The sequence below is a fragment of the Algibacter sp. 2305UL17-15 genome (assembly GCF_040720935.1).
Taxonomy (GTDB): Bacteria; Bacteroidota; Bacteroidia; order Flavobacteriales; family Flavobacteriaceae; genus Jejuia.
Genome location: NZ_JBFDAE010000001.1, coordinates 197,492 through 222,693 on the forward strand (window position 1 = coordinate 197,492; position 25,202 = coordinate 222,693).

Sequence of the window (25,202 nt, forward strand, 5' to 3'; positions counted from 1 at the left end):
ACAAATCTACCTGAACTCTGGTATTGCGCCTTAGTAACCTAATGTTATAGTTTTACTGTAATCAATTTAAAACTTTATATCATGAAAACGAAATTACTTTTAGCAGCGCTACTTTTTTTCTGCTTTCAAACCCATGCACAAACAAATGGTTGGTACCAATATCATAGACCAACCCAAATAATTAATCTTGATGTAGATGCCTCTGGTAATCTGCATTTAGCAACCAATGGTGGGTATATGAAGTACAACACCACAACCAATATGGTTGAAGATTATGCTAACCTTACTTCCCAAAGTGCACCAATAGGACAATGTACTTCAGTAAAAGTAAATCCAGTAAATAACCATATAACTTTAGGCTTTCCGTCAGGTCAAGGTATTGCTATTTATGATGGTACAAACTATACCATTTACTATTCTGGCAATTCCAATTATGATGATTTTTCAAACCCACAATTTCATTATACAGATAGCGGCTTACTTTATATTTTCGATACAGGGGATACAAAATACCAAACCTTTGAAAATGGTGTTTTTAACCCCGTTCAGAATATTACATTTAGACCACAAGCTATTATTGAAAATGCTGCCGGTAACAAAGTATATTTTGCAGGGCAAACTCCTGGAGGTTTAATTGATGGCTTATATATGCTTGATAAAACTACCGATACGTTTACCAAATACACCACCTCAAATTCTGGTATTCATTCAAACGGGCCAGCGTGTTTTTTTAGGGACACCAACGATTTGCTTTACATTGGTGGCCACAGAGGCATTAGCACTTTAGATGCTATGGGGAATTGGACAACCTATCAAGAACCATTACCCATAAACCCATCACTATTTTATAGTGTTTACAGTATCGACAAGTTTAGCGATGGTACATTTTTGGTTAACAATTCACAACCAAACACGTCTTCTCAAAATGGGTTTTCAACAGTAGATTTTTCAACAAATACATGGACGCATTTTGATAGTTCTGTTTTTTGCGATAGTGCCAACGATGTACAAAATTTAGTTATCGCCAATGATATGGTTTATACACATTTTAGAAAATTTGGTTCAATAACATTCAATAATAGACTTTGGGCTTTTGATACGTCAAACAACACCTGCGAAGAACAAAACATCAATCATTTAAATGTAGATGATTTAAATCCATATGGTCCAGCAGGATTAGCCATGAGACAAAGTTCTACTAACGCAAATGCTATAGAACTATTATGGACTAACAACAGTGCATTAATAAGCATGGATGTAATGCCAAATGCAACATTTTCTAATGGATTCCCAAGCACTAATACGCTTTTAACATCTACAAAGCAACTAAACAATATCAACCCTGTTACTATAGAAGATGAAGCTGTTCTGCTAGTAGGCGATGATGATGGTGTATGGTTTGTTGATGCGTCCAATGCTTCCACTCACGTACCGCATGGTTTAGATTTTAGAATGACTACTTTCGATATTGGTTTCAGTTTAAATAATGGTACAAAATCTTTAGGCGTAATAGGCGGCTGGAACAGTAGTACTTTTGATTTTGAAGTGCGAACAATAGAAGCGAATGGTGTAGCTGCAAATGCTGGAAAAACATCAAAAACAGGTTTTAATAATAACTCAATTCGTATTTCTGGCCCAACAAGTTTTGGTATTGAATATGATGGTGTGGTAAAAACGGACTGTACTGAAGATGAAAACGGAAATCTTAAATGTACAGCTTCTGGACAAACCTCATTACCTGAAAGATATTTGATTGATTTTACCGCTACACCTGAGGATAATACAAACAACATGCTGGCAAACCCGACAATATTTGATCCTGTAGAGCTAGACGAGACTTTTCCTCCCGATCCCAATCATAGCGATCTTGATAAAGATGGGAAAAAAGACCTTTGGTTTCAAGACGAACTTGGTAAAATAAATTATTATAAGAGAGACCCTGACACAAAAAATATAACAGTTCAAAATTATTCAGTAAGTCTAACTAATGATAGTGAAAATGATCAAATTCAATTACCAAGAATTAGCAAAAAACCCAATCCTGATTCTGGATTCTATGCCACAATAGATGAAAACGAAATTGCTGCTGTATTAAACAACCAGATACAAAACGACCCAAATATAGACGAAAACACCAAATTTCTATATCAAGCAGCTTTTGATTTAAGGGATGAGGCATCTCCAGGTTCAAAAAACAACCAAATGGTCTTGAATTTTGATATAATACCAGACGCAACCCTTGAAAATCTCCCCTCAGATTTTTATGTATTGAACTCAATAATTTTTGTTTACAGTCAAACACATTACGCCTCAGTTTTAAGCACCACACATGGTTTACTTATCAATACAGCAATAGACTATTCGTCACTTGCATTGGGTGTTGATGAATTTGCCTCAAGCAATAATCTTAAATTATTTCCTAATCCCGCAAACGATATGGTGTCTTTTTCAGATGGAAACATAAAGAACATAACTGTTTTTGATATAAATGGTAGAAAAGTTTTGAGTGATTGGTCAAACTCAATCTCAATAAAAACGCTTTCAAACGGCATTTATATTGTAAAGGGCATCACTTCTGAAGGTATATCAATTTCCAAAAAACTCATTAAAAATTAAAAGATGCTATTAATCAATTCTTAACCCAGTTAAGTTAACCAACCTTCAAGATGTATGTTTTAAATTGATTGAATATTATCTTGAAAATGAGAGGTTTCAATGTAAGTTGAAGCCTCTTTGTTTTTAAAAAAACTTCATATTCAAACCTAAAATCTACCTGAACTCTGGTATTGCGCCATAGTCTAATTGTGGTGTAGTTTTACTTCAATCAATTTAAAACCATATATTATGAAAACCAAACAAGTACCCACACGTCTTATAGTTTTTTTGCTTTGCTTATCCATGTCAAGTATGTACGCGCAAGTAGCTAATATAAACAACGCCGAAAAATATAATAAGGAACTGGAAGAGGCATTTAAGTACATGGTAAAAAATGCTAAACTCTTAACTTTAAATAGTGGAAAAGAATGTAAAATTCAGGAGATCGTGGACAGACTTGATGTCCCATCCTATATGTATGCGAATATTCCATTTCTTACGCATTCCAGCTTAACACTTGCAACCAATTTTGAAGCTGATTTAAACTATATTAAAGAAGATACTTTTAACAAAGGAAATTTTAAAACAATTAGCGAAAAATCACTTAATGCTTTTAGCAATGCTAATAACTTTAGTGATTATGTAAAGGGTTTAACAGGAAAAGATATAGGAGATATAAAAGGGGAGCATATTTTTGCCCGTATTGATGAAAATGGTAACGACATAGACCCTTCAATAAAGGACATTGACACTCTTAAGCGTATTTATGATTTTTACAAACGCCTATTTAATTCAGAACATATTATTGAAAAACAAACCCCATTTACATCAAACGGATGCTGGGTTTATCCGATATCTAAAATAAAAATTGAAAAAATTGACTATCCGAACATTACTTATACAATTAAAACAGAAGGCAGATTAGACTGCGAATGCGAATTTCTTGGAGAAAACAGAACTCTTAGAAAAGGAACATTTGAATATAAAGCTACTGTTACAGGACTATATACGCATTCTAAAACATCTATAAATTTACCCAAAAATCCTACACTTACAATTACTTCCATTGATTGTTGCCCTAAAAAAGAAGAACCCACCGAAACCGCACTTGCCGATGATGGAATTCAAGATGTAATGCCAGATCAATCTATAGGTGGAGGGGCTGGTTTTGGTGCTACCCAAGATTTCGAAGACATTTCATATTGTGTATTCGCTGAATATCTTAAAAGAATAAATTATGGAAGCGATAATGGTCTGTACTGGGGGCTTGAGGGATCTTATTCTAATTTGAGTTTTAATGACGCTAGTTCCAACAGGTTTAATATTGGTACAAAACTACAATATCACATACCTGCCACTCCAAGTCAACAAACACAATTTGTTGCCGGAATAATGGGTAGTTATAACTTTGGAACCAATGATAATGGATTCTCTAAAGATGACGTATCCGGAATTATAGCTTGTGTATATGGCGGTATTAATATACGTGTTTGCGAAGATTGGTCGTTTTTTTGTCAGTTCCCAGTCTTCATCTATGAAACCTTTACGTTTAAACCAGAGTCTGGTGGCGAGTTTAAAACAGATGGTACTTCTTTATTGTTAAATAAAGATAATCCCGTAAAATTAGGTTTACGATATCATTTTTAAGTTTAGTTTCAAAACAGCAGTCCTTTATCATTAATTAAAGGGCTGCTTTTTTTCTACAGTATTATAAAAAATTCGTTTATTAATTTTAAATGCCACTTTTTACCCATTCTAATTATTCAACTTAAAACAAACCCAAATAGTACCTACTAGATACTTCATTCAAATTCTTTGAATGATTTAAACCAAACTTAGGGATTTACACTTTTTTTTGTTGATAATGTCCTATTATCTAAAAAACACCTATTTTTTCATAAAAGTTTAACATCACCAAATTTGTTAATAATTATTTTTGTAAGTTTATAACTGTGATACCGAAGTGTTAAAAACCACTTACTCAACCCTTAAAAACATTAAGGTTGGCACAAGTCTAATTTTTACATTAATTTTAATTATATTTCGTAATTGTTATTAACAATTTTGCGAATTTTAGACTGTAAATTGCTTCATTTCAAATGATTATAACCTGCAAAAATGATTTTTATAATTTTTTAAAGTTCCATTCAAATGGAATTTAGAGGGTCTATCGATTCTTTTTTTAACATGAATTAAACCAAAACTGACAACAATTTAAATATGAAAGCACTTTTTTACACTAGAGAATTCCCGCCATACGTTTATGGTGGTGCAGGAGTACATGTTGAATATTTAGCTGGAGAATTGGCTAAATTAATGGAAATGGATGTAAGATGTTTTGGTGATCAGGATGATAAATCTGACAGCTTAACAGTAAAAGGTTTTCCGTTTGATGATGGTGTTTTTGAAAACTCAGATGATAAATTAAAATCGGTATTTAAAACATTGAGCACCTGTTTGCATATGAATGCAGATCCTATTGATGCAGATATTGTACATTGCCACACATGGTACGCACATTTTGCAGGAATTGTAGCCAAACTGTGTTATGGCACGCCTTTGGTGATTACAACGCACTCCCTTGAGCCTTTAAGGCCTTGGAAACGTGAACAATTAGGGAGAGGTTATGATGCCTCTTCTTGGGTAGAAAAAACAGCTATTGAAATGGCCGATGCTTTAATTGCTGTATCTGAAGAAACAAGGGAAGATGTCATCAAACATTTTGATGTAGATGAAAGTAAGATTCATGTCATATATAATGGTATCAATCTTCAACAATATATTAAAACGGCAACATCATCAACCTTAGACGAATATGGCGTTGATAAAGACAAGCCTTACGTACTTTTTGTGGGAAGAATTACGCGCCAAAAAGGAATTATACATTTGGTAAACGCTATAAAATATATAGATCCGGATACACAAATCGTATTGTGTGCCGGCGCACCAGATACCAAAGAGATTGGTAAAGAAATGGAGGACGCTGTTAACGAAGTCAAAAAGACCAGAGACAACGTTATTTGGATTGATAAAATGGTAACCAAGGAAGAAATTATTGAGCTCTATTCTCATGCTGATGTATTTTGCTGTCCTTCAATTTATGAACCTTTCGGAATTATAAATATTGAAGCCATGGCTTGTGATACGGCCGTTGTAGCAAGTGCTGTAGGAGGTATAAAAGAGGTTGTTGTTCACGGCGAAACAGGTATTTTAATTCCTTTAGAACAACAAAAAGAAGCCCCTTTTGAACCTATTGACCCTGATAAATTTGCAAGAGATTTAGCAAACGGGGTAAATAAAGTAATTGGCGATAAAGAGCTTAGGGAAAAAATGGCAAAAAACGGACGAAAACGTGTTGAAGACTACTTTGATTGGGTTGCTATTGCAAAACAAGTTGAAGAACTATATAAATCATTAATATAAACTAACTTAAAAAACTAAAAGATATGATTAACAATAAAGTTTTATCCATAATATTAGGTGGTGGTCAAGGATCAAGGCTATATCCATTAACAGATAGACGTTCAAAACCAGCAGTATCAATAGCAGGGAAATATAGATTAGTAGATATCCCTATTTCAAATTGTATCAATGCAGACATCAAACGTATATTCGTACTGACACAATTCAATTCTGCCGGACTAAATAAGCATATAAAGAACACCTATCACTTTAGTTTTTTTAGTTCTGCTTTTGTGGATGTACTAGCCGCTGAACAAACTCCTGAGAGCAAAACCTGGTTTCAAGGAACGGCAGATGCAGTAAGACAGAGCATGCACCATTTTTTACAACACGATTTTGAATATGCCTTAATTTTATCTGGTGATCAATTATACCAAATGGATTATGATAAATTAATTGAGGCACATGAAAAAAGTGGTGCCGAAATTTCTATTGCAACCATTCCCGTAAACGCTAAAGATGCTCCAGGATTTGGGATTCTAAAAGCTAATGACCACAATATTATTACTTCATTTATAGAAAAACCAGATACTGAACTTTTACCTGAGTGGACATCGGAAGTGAGTGCTGAAATGAAATCCCAAGGACGTAATTATCTGGCTTCAATGGGTATTTATGTATTCAATAAGGATTTATTGGTAGAATTAATGAAAAACCCTGATACAATTGATTTTGGTAAAGAAATTATACCACAGTCCATTAATTCACACAAAACGTTAAGTTATCAATATGAAGGCTATTGGACCGATATAGGGACCATAGAATCGTTTTTTGAAGCTAATCTAGGATTGACCGATGATATTCCTCAATTTGATTTATATAATAGAGAGAAACGTATCTACACGCATGCTAGAATGCTACCCACAACAAAAATTGCTGATACTGTATTAGACAGAACTGTAGTTTCCGAAGGTTGTATTATAAGTGCTACAAGAATAGAAAAATCAGTAATTGGTATTCGCTCAAGAATAGGTAAAGATTCCACGATAGTTAATACTTATATGATGGGAGCTGACTATTATGAATCTCTAGAAGACATGAATAACAATAAAATTGAAAACCTAATGGGTATTGGAGAGCGTTGTTCCATTAAAAACTGCATTTTAGATAAAAACTGCCGAATTGGTGACGATGTTAAAATTGAAGGAGGAAAACACTTAGAAGATACAGAAACAGACACCTACTGTGTTAGAGATGGTATTGTTGTTATTAAAAACGGAGCAACAATCCTTAAAGGAACCAAGATCTAAAATCACATAAATTTTTATTTTTTTATTATACTAAAAAGAATGCAAGACCAAAGAAGAGTTGTAATTGATTATGTTTCGCCTAGTGTAAATTGTGGTGAGTATTATATAAAACGCGTAGTAGACGAAATTGTAAATGTTAGAGCACATATTCTTGCCGACGGACATGATGTTTTAGGAGCATCTGTTTATTATAAGCACGAAAATGGAAGGGCCTGGAGAAACACCAGAATGGCGCTTGATTTTAACAATGAATGGCAAGCCGCCTTTACTGTTGAAAAACAAGGGTTTTACAATTATAAAGTTGAAGCCTGGGTTGACTATGCATTAAACTGGAGACACGGCATTATCCGAAAGATAGACGATGGACAATATGTAAGTTCTGAACTCTTAGAAGGTGCCGATTATGTTGCGGCTATTATAGATAAAGTAGCTTCAAAAGAAGACAAAGCCTATTTAGAGAAAATCCATGCTATTTTTAAAGATGAAGACAGATATGGCGAAGCTATAAACGAAGCGACTTCAGAAAAACTCTATACTATCTTTTACAATAATCCTGTAAAAATTCTTGAGAATGTTTCAAAAGAATATCAGGTTTATGTAGATAGAAAAAAGGCGCGATTCAGCACCTGGTATGAATTTTTTCCACGTTCAGCTTCAGAAAAAGAAGGTGTTCATGGCACATTTAAAGATTGTGAACGTTTATTGCCACGTATTAAAAATATGGGATTTGATGTGGTTTATTTGCCGCCAATCCATCCTATTGGAGAAGTAAATAGAAAAGGTAAAAACAACACTACTGAGGCAAAACCTGGTGATGTGGGTTCTACATGGGGCGTTGGTTCTAAACATGGCGGACATAAAGCCATTCATCCAGAATTAGGAAATCTCGATGATTTTAAATCCTTAATCCAACGTGCTAAAGACAACAACTTAGAAATTGCAATGGACTATGCCCTACAAGCCGCACCAGATCATCCTTGGGTAAAAGAGCATCCATCATGGTTTAAATGGCGACCGGATGGTACTGTGCAATATGCCGAAAATCCCCCTAAGAAATACCAAGATATCTTGCCTATATATTGGGAAAGCGAAGATTATCAAGCCCTATGGAACGAGTGTTTAGATACTTTATTTTATTGGATCGATTGCGGTATCGAAATCTTTAGAGTAGATAATCCACATACCAAACCTTTCTATTTTTGGAATTGGATCATCACTAAGGTCAAAGAGAAAAATCCTAACGTTATCTTTTTGGCAGAAGCATTTACCGCACCAAAAGTAATGCAACAATTAGCCAAACAAGGCTATACGCAATCTTATACTTATTTTACATGGCGGAATTCTAAACATGAATTAACCGAGTATGTTGAAGAATTGACCCAAACCGAGTTAAAGGAGTACATGCAGCCTAATTTTTGGCCAAATACCCCAGATATCAACCCGTTTCATTTACAAGCAACTGGAGAATCCAAACACATGCAGCGTTATGCACTTGCCGCAACACTAAGTTCCAGTATCGGTATTTACGGCCCTGTTTTTGAATACATGCTATCGGATTCATTGCTCGGAAAAGAAGAATATTTAAATTCTGAAAAATTCCAAATCACACATTATGATTGGGAAATTAAAAATAAACTCATTACAATTATTGCCAAGATAAATTATGTAAGGCATCATAACGAAGCCTTACAGCAAACCAATAATATTAAGTTCTGTCATGTAGATAATGATAATATAATGGCATTCTACAAATGGAACGATGCAAAAACAAATCATATTCTTGTAATCATAAGTTTAGATGCCCATAACTCGCAACAAGGTACTGTACAACTGCCGCTTCAGGAACTGGGAGTGCATCCTGGTCACCATATTGAAATGCATGATGTAATAACAGATAGCCGTTACACTTGGCATAACGAATGGAATTTTGTAGAATTACATCCTACGTTACCATTCCATATTTTTCATATAAATAAATAATGTATGACTGAAACTACTTCTGAAAATACCTTAAAAAAACCTTTAGTTTTTGATGGCACCTGGGAACAACTCTTGGATGACACAAACTTTCTATCGGTTTTTTTATCTGATGTTTTAGAAGAGTATGTACAAAAACAACGCTGGTATGGCGGAAAAGCAAGCAAATTAAAATATATTGAACTCTCCGAATATTTTAGAATTCAGCAAAACGAAGAAGTCTATTATGGTTTAATTTTAGAAGTTAATTTTGTTGAGGCTTTTTATCAACATTACTTTTTGCCCATTGCTTTTGTAACAGATGATTCTTTTGCAGAACAGGATAAAATATTACCGGTAAGTATCGATGGTAAAAGCGGCCATATTATTGATGCCATCAATCTTGAAGCATTCAGGAAATTGGTGTTTGAACGGATCATTACTTCAGAACCCATAGACCGCACAAAAGTACAATACCATAAAAGCAATCTTCTTGAAGATAATGCTTATGAGTCCTCTAGGTTTATGGGGCTAGAACAGAGCAATACCTCTATCATCTATAATGAAAAATATGTTTTAAAATTTTTCAGAAGAATTTATGCCGGTAAAAACCCTGACTATGAAATGAGCAGGTATTTATCTGAAAAAAGAGACTATAAAAACACACCACCATATCTAGGAAGCATAAACATTGATGATGCGGGAAGGGAGATTATTACCATAGCTTTGATGCAAAAATTGATTCCAAATCAAGGCGATGCCTGGGATTATATGCTGAAGGAATTCGACAGAATATTCAGGGCTTTAGACACAAAAAAACTAAACCTCAAAGAAATTCCAGAAACGGAACGTTTTTTAAAATTAAATATAAACGACATCCCTCCCGTTTTAATAGATTGGGTAGGTTTAGATTTTCTAAAAAAAATACAGACCTTAGCAAAACGAACCGCTGAAATGCACATTGCGTTAGGTTCAGAATTTGAGGAAACCGCTTTTACACCTGCGCATTACAATGGCGATTACGAAGTTTGGTTAAAAAATCGATTATTGTACCAATTTCAAAACAGACTAAATACTGTTGAAAACAATTTGGATAAGCTGGACGATTTAGCACTAAAAATGGCAAAAGAATTTTTGGATAAGAAAAACTTAATTAGAAAACGCTTTGTGAATTTTGATTGGACCAAACTTAAAGGCCAGCGCATCCGAGTTCATGGCGATTATCATTTGGGCCAAATCTTGGTGAAAGACAACGATTTCTATATTCTGGATTTTGAAGGAGAACCAGAAAGCACCATTCGTGATAGAAAAGTTAAACAACCTCCCTTAAAGGATATTGCAGGCTTGTTTAGAAGTTTCCATTACGCTATTTACACCACTATTTTTAACAATTTAAATAACTATAACAACGAATCAGAAAAACTTTTTGAAGCAGGCGAATTATTGTATAATTATAGCATCGGATTATTTTTAGGAACCTATGTTTCCCAAGTAAGAGATGCCAATTTAAATATAGGTTATAATCAAGAACGTATTTTTCTGTTGAAATATGCGCTGCTCGAAAAAGCCGTTTATGAATTGGGTTACGAATTTAATTCACGTCCGCAATGGGCAATCATTCCTCTTAAGGGAATTTCTAATATTATTAACAACTAACAAACTATGGCACACGTTAAACCTTTCAGTTTATTCACAGAATTTGATATTAATCTTTTTAAGGCCGGAAAGCACTTTAGACTTTACGAAAAATTTGGATCGCACCTCGTTACCGTTGACGGTATAGATGGCGTTTATTTTGCGGTTTGGGCTCCTTCAGCAAAACAAGTCTCGGTAATTGGCGACTTTAATTATTGGATGGAAGGCGAACACCAATTAAACGTTCGCTGGGATTCAAGTGGTATTTGGGAAGGCTTTATTCCTCTTGTGGAAAAAGGTGCCACCTATAAATACAAAATACAAAGCCATAACAACGATATAAAAACCGAAAAGGCTGATCCTTACGCAAGACGTTACGAGCACAATCCAAAAACGGCATCCATAGTTTGGGATGATAACTATAAGTGGAAAGACAAAAACTGGATGAAAAACCGTAAAAAGAATAACGCCATTGATGCGCCTTTTTCTGTTTACGAAGTGCATTTAGGCTCTTGGAAAAGGCACGCCGAAGAAGACCGATTCTTGTCTTATTTTGAGTTGGCCGATGATTTGGTAAAATATGTGAGCGACATGAATTTTACGCATGTAGAATTTATGCCAATTATGGAATTCCCATATGATCCGTCTTGGGGCTATCAAGTTACAGGTTATTTTGCGCCAACATCACGTTTTGGATATCCTGAAGAATTTAAATATTTAGTGGATAAATTGCACGAAGCGGGCGTTGGAATCATACTGGATTGGGTACCATCACATTTCCCAGAAGATGCACACGGATTAGGGTTCTTTGATGGATCGCACTTGTATGAACACCCAGACAAGCGCAAAGGCTATCACCAAGATTGGAAAAGTTTAATTTTCAATTATGAACGTAATGAAGTGCGCTCATTCTTAATAAGTAATGCCGCTTTTTGGATGGACCAATACCATGCAGATGGTTTACGCGTAGATGCCGTTGCGTCCATGTTATTTTTGGATTATTCCAGAGAAGACGGAGAATGGGAACCAAATATGTACGGAGGCAGAGAAAACCTAGCCGTTATCAGTTTCTTAAAAGAATTGAATGAAGAAATATATGCATCGTTTCCTGATGTGCAAATGATAGCTGAGGAATCCACAGCGTTCCCAATGGTTTCTAAACCAACTTTTGTAGGCGGTTTAGGCTTTGGAATGAAATGGATGATGGGCTGGATGCACGATACCCTAGAGTATTTCGCTTTAGATCCTATATATAGAAAATACCACCATAACGAAATTACATTCAGTTTAGCCTATGCATTTACTGAGAATTTTATGTTGCCATTATCTCATGATGAAGTGGTGTATGGTAAAAATTCTATTTTGGGAAGAATGCCAGGTGATGAATGGCAGCGCTTTGCAAATTTGCGTTTATTATACGGTTACATGTTTACGCACCCAGGTACAAAACTCTTGTTTATGGGTGGGGAATTTGGACAATATAACGAGTGGAATTTCCAAGAAAGCCTAGATTGGAATTTATTGGAATTTAAGCCACATCAAGACATGCTAAACTATTATAAATCGTTAAATGCTGTCTATAAAAATACACCAGCATTATACGAAAAAGGCTTTAGTGGCGAAGGTTTTGAGTGGATAAGTTACGACGATCATGAAAACTGCGTGATTTCATACATCAGAAAAGGTTATAAAGAAGCACAAAATGTAGTGGTGGTTTGTAATTTAACGCCGGCAGTAAGAAAAGACTATAAAATAGGGGTAACCTCAAAAGGGAAACTCGTGGAGATTTTTAATAGTGATTCAGAGGAGTTTGGAGGAAGCGGTATTGCTAACAAAAAACAAATTACCATTAAAAAAGAATCTTGGAATGGTAAAGATTATTCAGCAGTAATAACATTACCCCCACTGGCAGTTACTATTTTTGAGTTTAAATAATAACTCTTAAGTTTTACATTTTTTCGGTTATTGAATGAGACATCATATTCAATAACCGAATTTTTTTTTTTTGTTGAAATCTGATATAGCGCTTTTCACTCCAAAGCTTTTGACGATAATCATGTTAAATTTTCATATTTAAAACTCATTTCAAATTTAAAAAAAGAGGTTTATGTACACTTTATTAAAAATTAAGTAATTAGAAGGCTGATTTATTAAATTTTATATAATTAATTAACCGTTTTTTTAATAAAAATAAACCAAACAAGCACTAAAATTTTAGTAATTTCGCTGATTAATTTTAGTACCTGTTTTTTTATGATATTAAATACTGAATTAGAATATAAAGGAAATCTGTTTCCTTCAAAAATAATTAAATACGAGAAAAACCTTAACGTTCTCTCTTTTACCACTGCAAACGGTGTAGTTTTAGAGGTTACGGTTCGTAGAGATAGTATTCTTCGCTTTAGATTTACAACTACGGGCATTTTTGAAAATGACTTTTCTTATGCCATTACAAAATATGCAAGTAGAGGTTATAACCACCTAGAAGTAACTGAAGACGATAAAAATTACATAATTACAACATCAAAACTTATTTGCAATATTTCAAAATTAGATTTAAGAACGTCTATTTTTGATGCCAAGGACAAAACTTTAATTTGTGAAGATGAATTGGGGTTCCATTGGGAAGAAAGTTACGAGCATGGTGGCGATGTTGTAAAAATGTCCAAAACTGCCCAAGCAGGTGAGAGTTATTTTGGTTTAGGAGATAAACCAGTTGATAACAACCTAAAAGGAAAACGTTTTGAAAACTGGGTAACAGACTCTTATGCCTACGGCAGGGATACCGATCCCATTTATAAGGCCATTCCTTTTTACACCGCTTTACACAATAAAAAATCTTACGGTATATTTTTCGACAATACATTTAGGTCGTTTTTTGACTTTTGTAGTGAACGCAGAAATATTACAAGTTTTTGGGCGCACGGAGGCGAAATGAATTACTATTTCATATACGGTCCCGACATGTCAGATGTGGTAGTGAACTATACTGATTTAACGGGAAAACCACATGAAATGCCTGCGCTTTGGACGCTTGGTTACCACCAATGTAAATGGAGTTACTACCCTGAATCTAACGTAAAAGAAATCACTTCTAAATTTAGAGAACTAGAAATCCCTTGTGATGCTATTTATTTAGATATCGATTACATGGAAGGATTTAGATGCTTTACTTGGAGTAAGGAATATTTCCCTGACCCTAAACGCATGGTTAAGGAACTGGCTGATGATGGCTTTAAGACCATCGTTATTATTGATCCGGGAATTAAAATAGACATGGACTATTCGGTGTTCAAAGAAGGGCTTGATAAAGATTACTTCTGTAAACGTGCCGACGGTCCATACATGAAAGGTAAAGTTTGGCCAGGTGAATGTTATTTCCCGGATTTCACAAATCCAGAAGTAAGAGAATGGTGGTCTAATTTATTCAAAGAATTAGTAGAAGATATAGGCGTTAAAGGTGTTTGGAACGATATGAATGAGCCAGCAGTAATGGACGTTCCCGGAAAAACCTTCCCTAACGATGTCAGACACGATTACGATGGCAACCAATGTAGCCACAGAAAAGCGCATAACATTTACGGAATGCAAATGGCACGCGCTACCTATCAGGGTTTAAAAAAGTTTTCATACCCAAAAAGGCCTTTTGTAATTACAAGAGCAGCTTATTCTGGAACACAGCGTTACACTTCTAGTTGGACTGGAGATAATATTGCAACTTGGGATCATTTAACCATTGCAAATTTACAAGCCCAACGTATGTGTATGTCTGGATTCTCGTTTATAGGATCTGATATTGGAGGATTTGCCGAACAACCAAACGGTGAGCTATATGCACGTTGGATCCAGTTAGGTATTTTCCACCCATTTTGTAGAACGCACTCTTCTGGAGACCACGGAGATCAAGAACCTTGGGCTTTTGGAAAAACCATTACCGATGTCGTAAGAAAGTTTATTGAAATAAGATATCAATTACTACCTTACTTATACACCGCATTTTGGAGATATGCCGAAGATGGTGTTCCAATCTTAAAGTCTTTGGTACTTTACGATCAAGAAGACACTCAAACACACTATAGAAATGATGAGTTTATTTTTGGTGAAAAAATACTAGCTTGTCCTGTTACCGGTCCTAACCAAAAAGGGAGACGAATGTATATCCCAAGAGGGCAATGGTACAACTACTGGACTGATGAAGTTGTAATCGGAGGTCAAGAAGTTTGGGTTGATGCCGATTTAGATAGCATGCCAATTTTTGTAAAAGAAGGTGCTATTATTCCTAAATACCCAATTCAACAGTATGTAGGCGAAAAAACCATTAATGAGTTATTATTGGATGTATATTATGCAGAAGGTAAAGAAGAATCCATGGTTTATGAAGATGCCACCGATGGTTATGATTATATTAAAGGTAGATATAGTTTAAGAAACTTCAAATTGTCTGGAAAGAAAAAAGAATTGATTATTCAGCAGCACAAATCCGGTAAGTTTGTAACCACTTATAAAACCTTTAAGTTGAATTTACACGGCTTGCCATTTAAAATCTCTAAAGTTGAAGTAGATAACGTAGAAATTCCACTAAAAGATTTAAAACTAAAAGGAGACGATACATTAGTATTAACCAAGGAGTTTAATGAATTGCATATTATAGGTTAGAAAAAGACCTTTTTCCAATTATACAAAAGCCTCGTTTTTTTAAAAAAGTGAGGCTTTTTTTGGCTATAATAAAATCACGAAAAGAGGAACGAAACCTCCTCTTATCATCCCAAAACGAAACAAAATTGTGAATAAAACCTTATATTTATCTTCATTTAATAAGTTACCCTAAAAACATAGGGCTTTGCCCCATGCGTTTATATGACATCCCTTTGGGATTAGTGTTAACCAGTCCCGAAGGGATGCAGCATAGTAAGGATGGAAGCATTCCATCCGATAAGGAAACAACCAATAAAGACCCTGAAAGGGTGCTATAATTATCCGGGACTAATAACACATCATGGTTATAACGCCCCTTTTGGGCTAGGACTAATTTCCTTAATTAAAAGCGTAGGGCTTTGCCCCATGCGTTTATATGACATCCCTTTGGGATTAGTGTTAACCAGTCCCGAAGGGATGCAGCATAGTAAGGATGGAAGCATTCCATCCGATAAGGAAACAAACCAATAAAAACCCTGAAAGGGTGCTATAATTATCCGGGACCTAATAACACATCATGGTTATAACGCCCCTTTTGGGCTAGGACTAATTCCCTTAATTAAAAGCGTAGGGCTTTGCCACATGCGTTTACATGGCATCCCTTTGGGATTAGTGTTAACCAGTCCCGAAGGGATGCAGCATAGTAAGGATGGAAGCATTCCATCCGATAAGGAAACAAACCAATAAAGACCCTGAAAGGGTGCTATAATTATCCGGGACCTAATAACACATCATGGTTATAACGCCCTTTTGGGCTAGGACTAATTCCCTTAATTAAAAGCGTAGGGCTTTGCCCCATGCGTTTATATGACATCCCTTTGGGATTAGTGTTAACCAGTCCCGAAGGGATGCAGCATAGTAAGGATGGAAGCATTCCATCCGATAAGGAAACAAACCAATAAAAACCCTGAAAGGGTGCTATAACCATGGGACAATCACTCGTAAAAAACTATGTACATATCGTGTTTAGCACCAAGTATAGAGAAAAATTAATCTTTCCACCTTACGAGCAAGAGCTACATGCGTATTTAGGTGGCGTATGTAATGAGCTAGAGTGTCCTGTTTTAATCGTTGGTGGTTATACAAATCATGTACATATTCTATGCATGCTATCCAAAAAAATAGCTTTAATGACCATGGTACAAAAAATAAAAGCCAGTTCATCCAAGTGGTATAAAACCAAAGATAAAAGTTTAAAAAACTTCTTTTGGCAAGATGGCTACGGTGCATTTTCAGTAAACCCAAGTGAAGTAGATGTAGTGATTGGTTACATTAAAAATCAGCATGAACACCATCGTAAAAAAGGTTTTAAGGAAGAATACAGAGGTTTTTTAAAAAAGTATAAAGTTGCATATAATGAAGACTATGTTTGGGATTAATTATAGCGCCCTTTCAGGGCTTCATTATTGCACATCCTATTCGGCAGGACTTCGCCCTTACCTCAGCGTATCTCATCCCTTCGGGATTAGTCCTGAAAGGACGGGATATTTTAGGGTTGGATGCAATCCTTCCCGTAGTAGAAGCCACGCCCCGTTTTGCAGATTACGTTTTAGAATACAAAAACAGGAGAATAGGTGCTGTAGAAGCTAAAAAAAGAGATGAATACTAAACGCAAGGCGTTGGTCAAGCCAAAGACTATGAAGAACGTTTAAATATTCGTTTTACCTATGCTACGAATGGGTTGCAAATCTATGGTATAGACATGGTCGAAGGTACGGAAGGTGATGTATCTAAATACCCAACACCAGACGCCCTTTGGGAAATGACCTACCCAACACCAAAAGAAGACTATAAAGTTGAGATTGCTGATTGGGCAGCACGCTTGTTTGCCATTCCTTTTGAAGATAGAGGTGGCACTTGGCAACCCAGATATTACCAACAAAATGCCATTGCCAAAGTTTTAGAAGCCATTTCAGGGAAAAAGGACAGATTACTTTTAACCTTAGCTACAGGTACAGGAAAAACAGCCATAGCCTTTCAAATTGCTTGGAAATTGTTTCATGCCAAATGGAATTTAAGACGTGATGGGTCTAGAAGTCCTAGAATCTTATTTTTGGCGGATCAGGCCTTTAATTCATTCAATGCTTTTGATGAAGATGCTTTCGTACGTATATCGCCCTTTGAAATTAGAAAGAAAGGTAAAGTGCCCAAAAATACATCTCAGAAATTGGAAAAAGATAACAGGTAAAACTGTTGCCAAGCCGTATATAATTCATTACTATTTCTAGCATACTTACGGAAAATCCATAGGGTTTTCCCCTGATTCGTTTTCTTTTACTAATTTAGTTGCTGACCAACGCAACGAGCGAGCACATTAGCGCCAATCAATTCAAAATCAAATAAAAATGAAAGTTACCGCCGAAAAAAATGAAAATGTTGCCAATATGATCTTTGCATCCATTTATCCTCTTTACCTGAACAGGTTGGAGAAAAACGGAAGAACAAAAGAAGAACTCAATCAAGTAATTAAATGGTTTACTGGTTTTGATCAAGATGCTTTACAAGCACTTATTGATGAAAAAGCAACCTTTAGAACATTTTTTCAAAAAGCTAAAATAAATCCAAACGCACACTTGATTAAAGGAGTCGTTTGCGGTTATCGAATTGAAGAAATAGAGGACGAATTTGAATTGTATAAACAATGTAGGCGTATGGAAAAGCTGATTGATGAATTGGCAAGAGGTCGTAAAATGGAGAAAATTTTTCGGAAAGAAGAGGAATAAAACTGGTGCCAAAAAAGTGCATCAATAATAGTTGTTTAACCGATAAAACGAAAATATAAACTTAAAACCATAAATGTTATCATTATTCATACGAAATCTACTTTTCACAATCCTGCAACCTGGATTAGTAGCAGGACTGATACCACTATGGATTACAGGTTTCAGGATAAATAATTTGTTTGGTAAAGTTTGGCAATTGCATCATTATATCGGGATAATTGTATTTCTGATTGGCTTTGTAATAATGCTTTGGTGTATCATAAGTTTTGCCATCAAAGGACGAGGGACGCTTTCTCCTGCCGACCCAACAAAGAGATTAGTTGTGGCTGGACTTTACAAATTTTCACGTAATCCAATGTATGTTGGCGTGACATTGATACTGATTGGGGAAGCCATCTTTTTTCAATCAGTTGAGTTATGGATTTATTTACTCTTAGTCTTTATTACTTTCAACATTTTCGTAATACTCATTGAAGAACCTCGTTTGAGAAATGATTTTGGAGAGGAGTATCAAAGGTATTGTGAAAAAGTAAGGAGATGGATTTAATATTCTTGAACACAAACGAATTTCAAAAGACAAATATGACCGCACAACAACGGTAACCGTTGCACAACACTATAAAAACCTGCCGGCAGGCGGGAACGCTCCAAAATTGATGTACGACTGATTTTTTAAGGACTTTTAATTTCAAAATAGTATGCAAAGACTTCCATTCCCTTTTCTTTTCTGTTAACTACACGCTCATAACTTTTACGTCACGAGCGTGACACTCTCGCTAACGGAAATATGTTTAATTTAGAAAACACTAAGTCGCAGGCACTCCCTCCACATCAATCGGCTTCCCTAAATACACCAATTGAAACCCCTCTTCAATAACAGTATCAACCTCTAAATTATAGGAAGAGATAATATGAAGTTCTCCTTCATTGTCTTTAATAAACAAAGGAACAATGTCGGCATCGTTTTTTGTGATTTCAATCAAGCTTTCATAATGATCTTTGTCTTCCAAATCTATCTCTTGGATGGAAGGATGTTTCCGAGTCACTTCTGTTAAAGAATTAAAATCATCTTTATGGGAAAATAAACCTTCTTTAGGGTTGTTGGTATCGTCTAGCATTTCCTGAGTGGTTACCAATCTAAAAGAACCATTTTCGCCAAATTGGTTACTGAATTTGTTAATGGCAAACTTATTAATATCAGGATTACCCGTTAACGCCATTAAATAACCTACATCACTAAGTTCAATATTATCCATTAAAGTATCAGAGTAAATATTTGTGCTAATAGCCTCTAATCCCAATTCCTTCGCTTTCTCAATGTTCTTTTCGTTGCTATCAATAAGTACAACATGTCTTCCGTTATTTAAAAGATAATGCCCTAATAACCTTGACACTTTAGAAGCACCAACAATTAAAACACCTTCAGATTTTTTCAAAAACACACCAACTAATCTCGCAAATAATCGTGCTGTGGTCGCATTTAACAATACCGTTCCCAACACGATCATAAACACTAAAGGCGTAATGTATTCAGCACCTTCAACACCCTGTTTTATAAGCTTACTACCAAATAATGATGCGATACCTGCAGCAACAATTCCACGAGGGCCTACCCAACTGATAAATAACTTTTCGTTTAAATTTAATTTGGAACCATAGGTACTTGCAAAAACAGCTATTGGACGTATCAAAAAAACCACCAAAGCAAAAAGCAAAGCTGTTTTCCATGTGTAAAGCAACTCTAAATCTTCAATATTAATATTTGCGGCAAGCAGAATAAAAAGTATGGAAATTAATAATACACTCAGAGATTCTTTAAAATAAAGCAACTCCTTTAAATTATTTAATTTACTATTTCCTAAAACCATGCCCATGACCACAACGGCAAGTAAACCCGACTCGTGCGCAAAAATCTCAGATTCAACAAAAACCAATAATACCGTAGATAACGACACCACATTTAGTAAATAATGTGGAATCAATTTTTTGTTAATGGCAAACGCCAAAGCATGCGCAAATGTGAACCCAAAAGTAGTACCGAACAAAACAATTTTACCAAACTCGATCAATACCGTTTTAGTAAACCCACTATCGCCCTCGACACTAATAAACTCAAACACCAATACTGCCACCAAAGCACCAATCGGGTCTATCAAAATACCTTCCCATTTTAATACCGTTGAAATATCTTTTTTAAGCGGAATGTTTCTTAGAATTGGAGTAATAACCGTTGGTCCCGTTACTATAATTAATCCTGCAAATAAAAAGGACAGTTGCCAACTTAAGTCAAAAATAAAATGTGCCAAAAGTCCTGCACCAAAAAACGTAATTGCAGAACCCAAAGTAATTAACTTGGTAATTACGGGACCTACGGTTTTAATTTCGGAGCGCTTTAACGTTAGTCCACCTTCAAAAAGAATAATACTTATGGCCAAGGACACAAAATAGTACAAACCATCGCCAGGGAATAATCCCTTTTTGCCATTCCAAATTGGTTCTATCCATTTTGTACCATCTTCACTTAAAAACTGTGCAGCTATTGGGCCTACTAAAAGACCGATTAAAATTAAAGGTAAAATTGCGGGAATTTTAAATTTCCAAGCAAACCATTGGGCTAAAATTCCAAGAATAATAATACCAGCAAGCTCTAACATAAACCTTTTTTATTTTAAAAACACTAAAATAAATAAAAACAGACTATTTCGTCTTATTAAATTTTTTTAGTTTCAATCGGCAAGTTACCGCACTAATTCTACAAAAAATACTATCTTTCAACTTTTGACCAATTTTTTCTAATTTGAGTTTAAAACCGTTTAATAGCATAGGCATTGGGGTGGCGTTTTCGCCCAACTTAAAAGCCAACCTTTTTGAAGCAGCTAGACTATCTGTGTTTTTTAAATCGAAATTGTTTCTAATTCATGTTGGCGAGAACTCAAAAGACAAAGTAGATATGCTTGGTGTTATTCTAAAATCTTTCGAAAAGGATAATTTAGAGTATGAAGTTGTTTTTAAACCTGGAGATCCGGTTGATGTTATCTTATCGGTTTCAGAAAAAAAAAAAATTGACCTGCTCATCTTAGGAGCAGCCAAAAGAGAACGTTTCTTTAAATACTATATAGGGTCTATCGCCCGAAAAATTACCCGAAACGCCAAATGTTCTATATTGCTTTTAATCAAACCTTCGGTAGAACGAATCCCTTGTCAACACATCGTTGTAAACGGATTAAAAGATCCAAAAACGGAGCAAACCATAACCTCAGCCTTTTATGTTGCGGAACAGCTTAAAGCAGAAAAAATAACAATTGTAGAAGAGATTAAACAAGAACAGGTATCGGTCAAGGTAGAAGACGATAAATCCTTAAGACGTGCAAACATTATTAAAGAGCGCATAAGAAGGCGTGAAAATTCAAGGATAAAAGAGATTATCAGTCATATTCCAGAAGCTTATACAAAAGACAAAACCATAAAATTACAACCCATTTTTGGAAAACAAGGGTATTCCATCGGGCATTACGCCCAAATTTCTAGAGCAGATTTATTAGTGATGAACCCACCAAGTAAAATGACATTCTGGGACCGTTTATTTCCGCATGATATAGAACATATTTTAACCGAATTACCAACAGATGTACTAATTCTTCAATGAGTTCGAAGAAAAACAACATAACAGCATTTTTTAAGGCACTACCAAAAAACATTTTTTCTGGTTTTGTGGTAAGTCTTATCGCATTACCATTGGGCTTAGGGCTTGCAATGGCTAGCGATGCGCCACCAATTGCAGGTATTATTGCCGCTATTGTTGGTGGTGTTGTGGTGTCTATTTTTGGAGGTAGCCACGTCACGATTGCTGGTCCGGGTAACGGGTTGGTTGGTGTGTTATTGGTGGCTATTACAACTTTGGGGATAGAAAGTGCTTATGCTGCAATTATTTGCTCGGGTGTTTTAATTATGTTGCTTGGTTTTTTTAGAATGGGTAAACTGGCAGATTTTTTCCCATCTTCTGCCATACAAGGCATGTTGGCGGCTATTGGGCTTATTATTTTAGGAAAGCAATTTCATATTATGTTTGCCCATAAAATTAAACGGGAAGGTACCCTCGATTATCTTTTTGAGATTCCTTTTACGATAAACGACGCCCTACACTATGACAAAAAAGGGCTTATTTATGCAGCTATAGCAGGAGTTTTAAGTTTCGTTATTATGCTATTTTATTCTAAGATTAGAAACAAATATTTGCAATTGATACCCGCTCCTATGTGGATTGTGATTCTCTCAATAGCTTTTAGTTATTATTTCGAATTTATAGTACATGAAGTAAACCCTATTGATAAGGAGTATATGATTTCCGGAATTCCTTCCATTCAACAAATTATAGCAGATATGCACCTCCCAAATTTCTCAAGTGTTGGTACTTTTTCGTTTTGGGGCAGCGTTTTTGCAATTACACTTATTGCGAGTATAGAATCGTTATTAAGCATCAAGGCAGTAGATAAACTTGATCCTGAGAAAAGACGTTCTAACGTTAACCGTGATTTAAAAGCATTGGGGTTAGCAACCATTGGAAGTGGGTTTTTAGGTGGATTGAACGTGGTTACAGTAATTGCACGTAGCTCTGTTAATGTAAATAATAATGCAAGTAATCGATCTTCCAACTTTTTTCATGCGACGTTTTTGGTGCTATTTATTGTGTTGTTTAGCACGCAATTAACCCGTATTCCGTTGCCCGCTTTAATGGCAATTTTGGTATATACGGGCTATAAATTAGCCTCTCCTGATGTTATAAAAAAAATAAGCCATATCGGCAAGGAACAGCTTATCATCTTTTTTGTAACGCTTTTGGTAACGCTTAAAATAGGACTCATATCTGGAATTTTAGCGGGAGTTTTAACCACGCTCATTATTCATGTTATCATAAATAAAACATTTTCATTGTTTGTTAGAAATGTTTTAAAGCCCAATGTGTTGATGTTTCAAGAGGCAGGCCATGAAGATTTTTATGTGAGCGTGAAACATTTTTGCAGCTTTTTAAATTACCATAGGTTAAAAGATAAATTAGATGCTGTTCCAGAAGATCATGACGTCATTGTTGATTTTTCATTATGCGGTTTTGTAGATCATACCGTTATGGAAAACATGCACAACTATCAAGAATTATTCAAAAAAAGAGGAGGTCATTTTGATGTAATTGGTTTAGATATGCACGATACCGACTCTAAACACCCCTTCGCTTTGCGTCGTTTGTTACCCGTTCCAAAAATTATTAAAAAGAACCTCACAAGAAGACAAACCAGTATTGAGGAATTGGCAGAAGATTACGGGTTGACTTATAAGCCAAAAAAACAGAAGGACGTAGAGCATTTATACAATTTTCATTTCTTCAACACTAAAAACATCAATCATATTTACAATAATTTGATGTATAATAACGATACCATTACTTTATTTGATATCGAATTTTCCGAGGGAGAATTTATTGCAAAAGAAGTGGTAAGATCCACAATGCTTTATATAAAGTTAAAATTTGATGCCCCGGAATTTACTTTGGATAGAGAGGGGTTTTTAGAAAAAGTATATGCCTTTGCCGGATTTAAGGATATTCCTATTCAAAACCATTCTGATTTTTCTGATCGATTCTATTTACTGGGAGACAATGAAAAAGAAATAACAGAATTTTTCAATGATGATGTGACGCATTTCTTTGAAAGCAACCCTTATTACCATGTTGAATGTAATGGTAAAGCCTTATTAGTCTTCGGAAAAGAACGCCTGGCAAGTGTTAAAGAAATAAAAGCACTTTTCGATTTTGGCAAACGCCTCCGACAAGTGATTTCATCATAAATTCTGAGAGGTAAATTAATAAGCCACAAATCGCACTAATATAAAAATCTGAAGATTTTTTCAAAAATTAGTGACTATTAGCAACATTCGTGGTCAAAAAAAGAGATTGATTTCAATCCCTTTAGTCTTAATATATTCTTAACAAATCTTATCTTTTACTGCATATTTCTTAATTTTGCAATCCTATGAACTTATACCCCATTAATTCTGGAAATTTTAAGCTTGATGGTGGTGCTATGTTTGGCGTAGTACCAAAATCGATATGGCATAGAACCAATCCTGCCGATGCCAATAACATGATAGATTTAACGGCGAGATGTCTGCTTATTGAAGATGGCAACAGGTTGATTTTGATTGATACAGGTATGGGCAACAAACAATCGGATAAGTTTTTTGGATACTATTACCTATGGGGCAATGATAGTATTGATGCATCTCTAAAAAAATATGGATTTCATCGGGATGATATTACCGATGTGTTTTTAACCCACTTACATTTTGACCATTGTGGAGGCGCCATTCAATGGAATACAAACAGAACAGGCTACGAACCTGCTTTTAAAAACGCACACTTTTGGAGTAATGCGGCTCATTGGAAATGGGCAACCCAACCCAACAAAAGAGAAAAAGCTTCATTTTTAAAGGAAAACATTATCCCAATTCAAGAAAGTGGTACACTCAAATTTACTGATGTTCCCAAAAACGATATTTTACGAAATTCCACATTAGGTTTCGACATTTTTTTCGCCAACGGACACACCGATAAACAAATGATTCCTATGATAAATTATAAAGGAAAAACCATTTGTTTTATGGCCGACTTATTACCGACTGTAGGACACATTCCGTTACCATATATTATGGGTTACGATATGCGACCGCTATTGACTTTAGATGAAAAGGAAAGGTTTCTAAATATAGCAGCAGACAATAATTTTTATCTGTTTTTAGAACATGATGCGCACAACGAAATAATTACCGTAAAACATACCGAAAAAGGCGTAAGGTTGAATACTATTTTAACCGCACAAGAGGTATTTAATTAAGA

The 25,202-nt window shown here is 35.2% G+C and carries 16 protein-coding genes and 1 pseudogene; 16 read left to right on the forward strand and 1 reads right to left on the reverse strand.

What is annotated here, in order from left to right; translation table 11 throughout:
• Positions 1-81: 81 nt before the first annotated feature.
• The 13 genes and pseudogenes from ABXQ82_RS00845 (at position 82) to ABXQ82_RS00905 (ending at position 18,863) form a co-directional block, all read left to right on the forward strand.
• The gene (locus ABXQ82_RS00845) at positions 82-2,616 is read left to right on the forward strand and encodes a T9SS type A sorting domain-containing protein (protein WP_367053552.1); all 2,535 of its coding nucleotides are present in this window, start codon (positions 82-84) and stop codon (positions 2,614-2,616) included.
• 228 nt (positions 2,617-2,844) lie between these two features.
• Complete coding sequence (locus tag ABXQ82_RS00850; RefSeq protein WP_367053554.1) at positions 2,845-4,242, forward strand: hypothetical protein; 1,398 nt, start codon at positions 2,845-2,847, stop codon at positions 4,240-4,242.
• A 573-nt stretch (positions 4,243-4,815) separates the two neighbouring features.
• Entirely contained in the window at positions 4,816-6,018 is a 1,203-nt protein-coding gene (gene glgA / locus ABXQ82_RS00855; RefSeq protein WP_367053556.1) for a glycogen synthase, read from the forward strand.
• A gap of 23 nt (positions 6,019-6,041) precedes the next feature.
• On the forward strand, positions 6,042-7,307 hold the full coding sequence (locus ABXQ82_RS00860; RefSeq protein WP_367053558.1) for a glucose-1-phosphate adenylyltransferase: 1,266 nt from the start codon (positions 6,042-6,044) through the stop codon (positions 7,305-7,307).
• A gap of 39 nt (positions 7,308-7,346) precedes the next feature.
• Complete coding sequence (locus ABXQ82_RS00865) at positions 7,347-9,287, forward strand: alpha-1,4-glucan--maltose-1-phosphate maltosyltransferase (protein WP_367053560.1); 1,941 nt, start codon at positions 7,347-7,349, stop codon at positions 9,285-9,287.
• Positions 9,288-9,290: 3 nt separating this feature from the next.
• On the forward strand, positions 9,291-10,919 hold the full coding sequence (locus tag ABXQ82_RS00870) for a trehalose synthase (protein WP_367053561.1): 1,629 nt from the start codon (positions 9,291-9,293) through the stop codon (positions 10,917-10,919).
• A gap of 6 nt (positions 10,920-10,925) precedes the next feature.
• Positions 10,926-12,833, forward strand: coding sequence for a 1,4-alpha-glucan branching protein GlgB (gene glgB / locus ABXQ82_RS00875; protein ID WP_367053563.1), 1,908 nt, complete (start codon positions 10,926-10,928; stop codon positions 12,831-12,833).
• A 318-nt stretch (positions 12,834-13,151) separates the two neighbouring features.
• Positions 13,152-15,554, forward strand: coding sequence for a glycoside hydrolase family 31 protein (locus tag ABXQ82_RS00880; protein WP_367053565.1), 2,403 nt, complete (start codon positions 13,152-13,154; stop codon positions 15,552-15,554).
• A 191-nt stretch (positions 15,555-15,745) separates the two neighbouring features.
• Positions 15,746-15,871, forward strand: coding sequence for a hypothetical protein (locus tag ABXQ82_RS00885; RefSeq protein ID WP_367053567.1), 126 nt, complete (start codon positions 15,746-15,748; stop codon positions 15,869-15,871).
• A 648-nt stretch (positions 15,872-16,519) separates the two neighbouring features.
• Complete coding sequence (tnpA, locus tag ABXQ82_RS00890; protein WP_367053569.1) at positions 16,520-16,972, forward strand: IS200/IS605 family transposase; 453 nt, start codon at positions 16,520-16,522, stop codon at positions 16,970-16,972.
• Positions 16,973-17,115: 143 nt separating this feature from the next.
• A pseudogene (locus tag ABXQ82_RS00895) lies at positions 17,116-17,748 on the forward strand (DEAD/DEAH box helicase family protein); the annotation flags it as partial.
• Between the two features lie 190 nt (positions 17,749-17,938).
• Positions 17,939-18,316 carry a DUF2200 domain-containing protein gene (locus ABXQ82_RS00900; protein WP_367053571.1) on the forward strand — a complete coding sequence of 126 codons (378 nt, stop codon included), beginning with the start codon at positions 17,939-17,941 and terminating at the stop codon, positions 18,314-18,316.
• Positions 18,317-18,389: 73 nt separating this feature from the next.
• Positions 18,390-18,863, forward strand: a complete 474-nt coding sequence (locus ABXQ82_RS00905; RefSeq protein ID WP_367053573.1) for an isoprenylcysteine carboxylmethyltransferase family protein — start codon at positions 18,390-18,392, stop codon at positions 18,861-18,863.
• 259 nt (positions 18,864-19,122) lie between these two features.
• On the opposite strand, the gene ABXQ82_RS00910 is transcribed toward ABXQ82_RS00905, so the two are convergent.
• Positions 19,123-20,970, reverse strand: coding sequence for a sodium:proton antiporter (locus tag ABXQ82_RS00910; protein WP_367053575.1), 1,848 nt, complete (start codon positions 20,968-20,970; stop codon positions 19,123-19,125).
• Between the two features lie 143 nt (positions 20,971-21,113).
• Between ABXQ82_RS00910 and ABXQ82_RS00915 the strand changes: the two genes are divergently transcribed.
• The 3 genes from ABXQ82_RS00915 (at position 21,114) to ABXQ82_RS00925 (ending at position 25,200) form a co-directional block, all read left to right on the forward strand.
• A complete protein-coding gene (locus ABXQ82_RS00915) occupies positions 21,114-21,962 on the forward strand; it encodes a universal stress protein (protein ID WP_367053577.1) in 849 nt (282 codons plus the stop codon).
• Complete coding sequence (locus ABXQ82_RS00920) at positions 21,959-24,154, forward strand: SulP family inorganic anion transporter (protein WP_367053579.1); 2,196 nt, start codon at positions 21,959-21,961, stop codon at positions 24,152-24,154. Before ABXQ82_RS00915 ends, ABXQ82_RS00920 begins: the two co-directional genes overlap by 4 nt.
• A gap of 185 nt (positions 24,155-24,339) precedes the next feature.
• The gene (locus ABXQ82_RS00925; RefSeq protein ID WP_367053581.1) at positions 24,340-25,200 is read left to right on the forward strand and encodes an MBL fold metallo-hydrolase; all 861 of its coding nucleotides are present in this window, start codon (positions 24,340-24,342) and stop codon (positions 25,198-25,200) included.
• Positions 25,201-25,202 lie beyond the last annotated feature (2 nt).

Coding starts and splice junctions, on each gene's coding strand:
- ABXQ82_RS00860 (WP_367053558.1), top strand. CDS start 6,042: ATGATTAACAATAAAGTTTTATCCATAATATTAGGTGGTGGTCAAGGA.
- ABXQ82_RS00870 (WP_367053561.1), top strand. CDS start 9,291: ATGACTGAAACTACTTCTGAAAATACCTTAAAAAAACCTTTAGTTTTT.
- ABXQ82_RS00920 (WP_367053579.1), top strand. CDS start 21,959: ATGAGTTCGAAGAAAAACAACATAACAGCATTTTTTAAGGCACTACCA.
- glgB (WP_367053563.1), top strand. CDS start 10,926: ATGGCACACGTTAAACCTTTCAGTTTATTCACAGAATTTGATATTAAT.
- ABXQ82_RS00850 (WP_367053554.1), top strand. CDS start 2,845: ATGAAAACCAAACAAGTACCCACACGTCTTATAGTTTTTTTGCTTTGC.
- ABXQ82_RS00865 (WP_367053560.1), top strand. CDS start 7,347: ATGCAAGACCAAAGAAGAGTTGTAATTGATTATGTTTCGCCTAGTGTA.
- ABXQ82_RS00910 (WP_367053575.1), bottom strand. CDS start 20,970: ATGTTAGAGCTTGCTGGTATTATTATTCTTGGAATTTTAGCCCAATGG.
- ABXQ82_RS00880 (WP_367053565.1), top strand. CDS start 13,152: ATGATATTAAATACTGAATTAGAATATAAAGGAAATCTGTTTCCTTCA.
- ABXQ82_RS00925 (WP_367053581.1), top strand. CDS start 24,340: ATGAACTTATACCCCATTAATTCTGGAAATTTTAAGCTTGATGGTGGT.
- ABXQ82_RS00845 (WP_367053552.1), top strand. CDS start 82: ATGAAAACGAAATTACTTTTAGCAGCGCTACTTTTTTTCTGCTTTCAA.
- ABXQ82_RS00885 (WP_367053567.1), top strand. CDS start 15,746: ATGCGTTTATATGACATCCCTTTGGGATTAGTGTTAACCAGTCCCGAA.
- tnpA (WP_367053569.1), top strand. CDS start 16,520: ATGGGACAATCACTCGTAAAAAACTATGTACATATCGTGTTTAGCACC.
- ABXQ82_RS00900 (WP_367053571.1), top strand. CDS start 17,939: ATGAAAGTTACCGCCGAAAAAAATGAAAATGTTGCCAATATGATCTTT.
- glgA (WP_367053556.1), top strand. CDS start 4,816: ATGAAAGCACTTTTTTACACTAGAGAATTCCCGCCATACGTTTATGGT.
- ABXQ82_RS00905 (WP_367053573.1), top strand. CDS start 18,390: ATGTTATCATTATTCATACGAAATCTACTTTTCACAATCCTGCAACCT.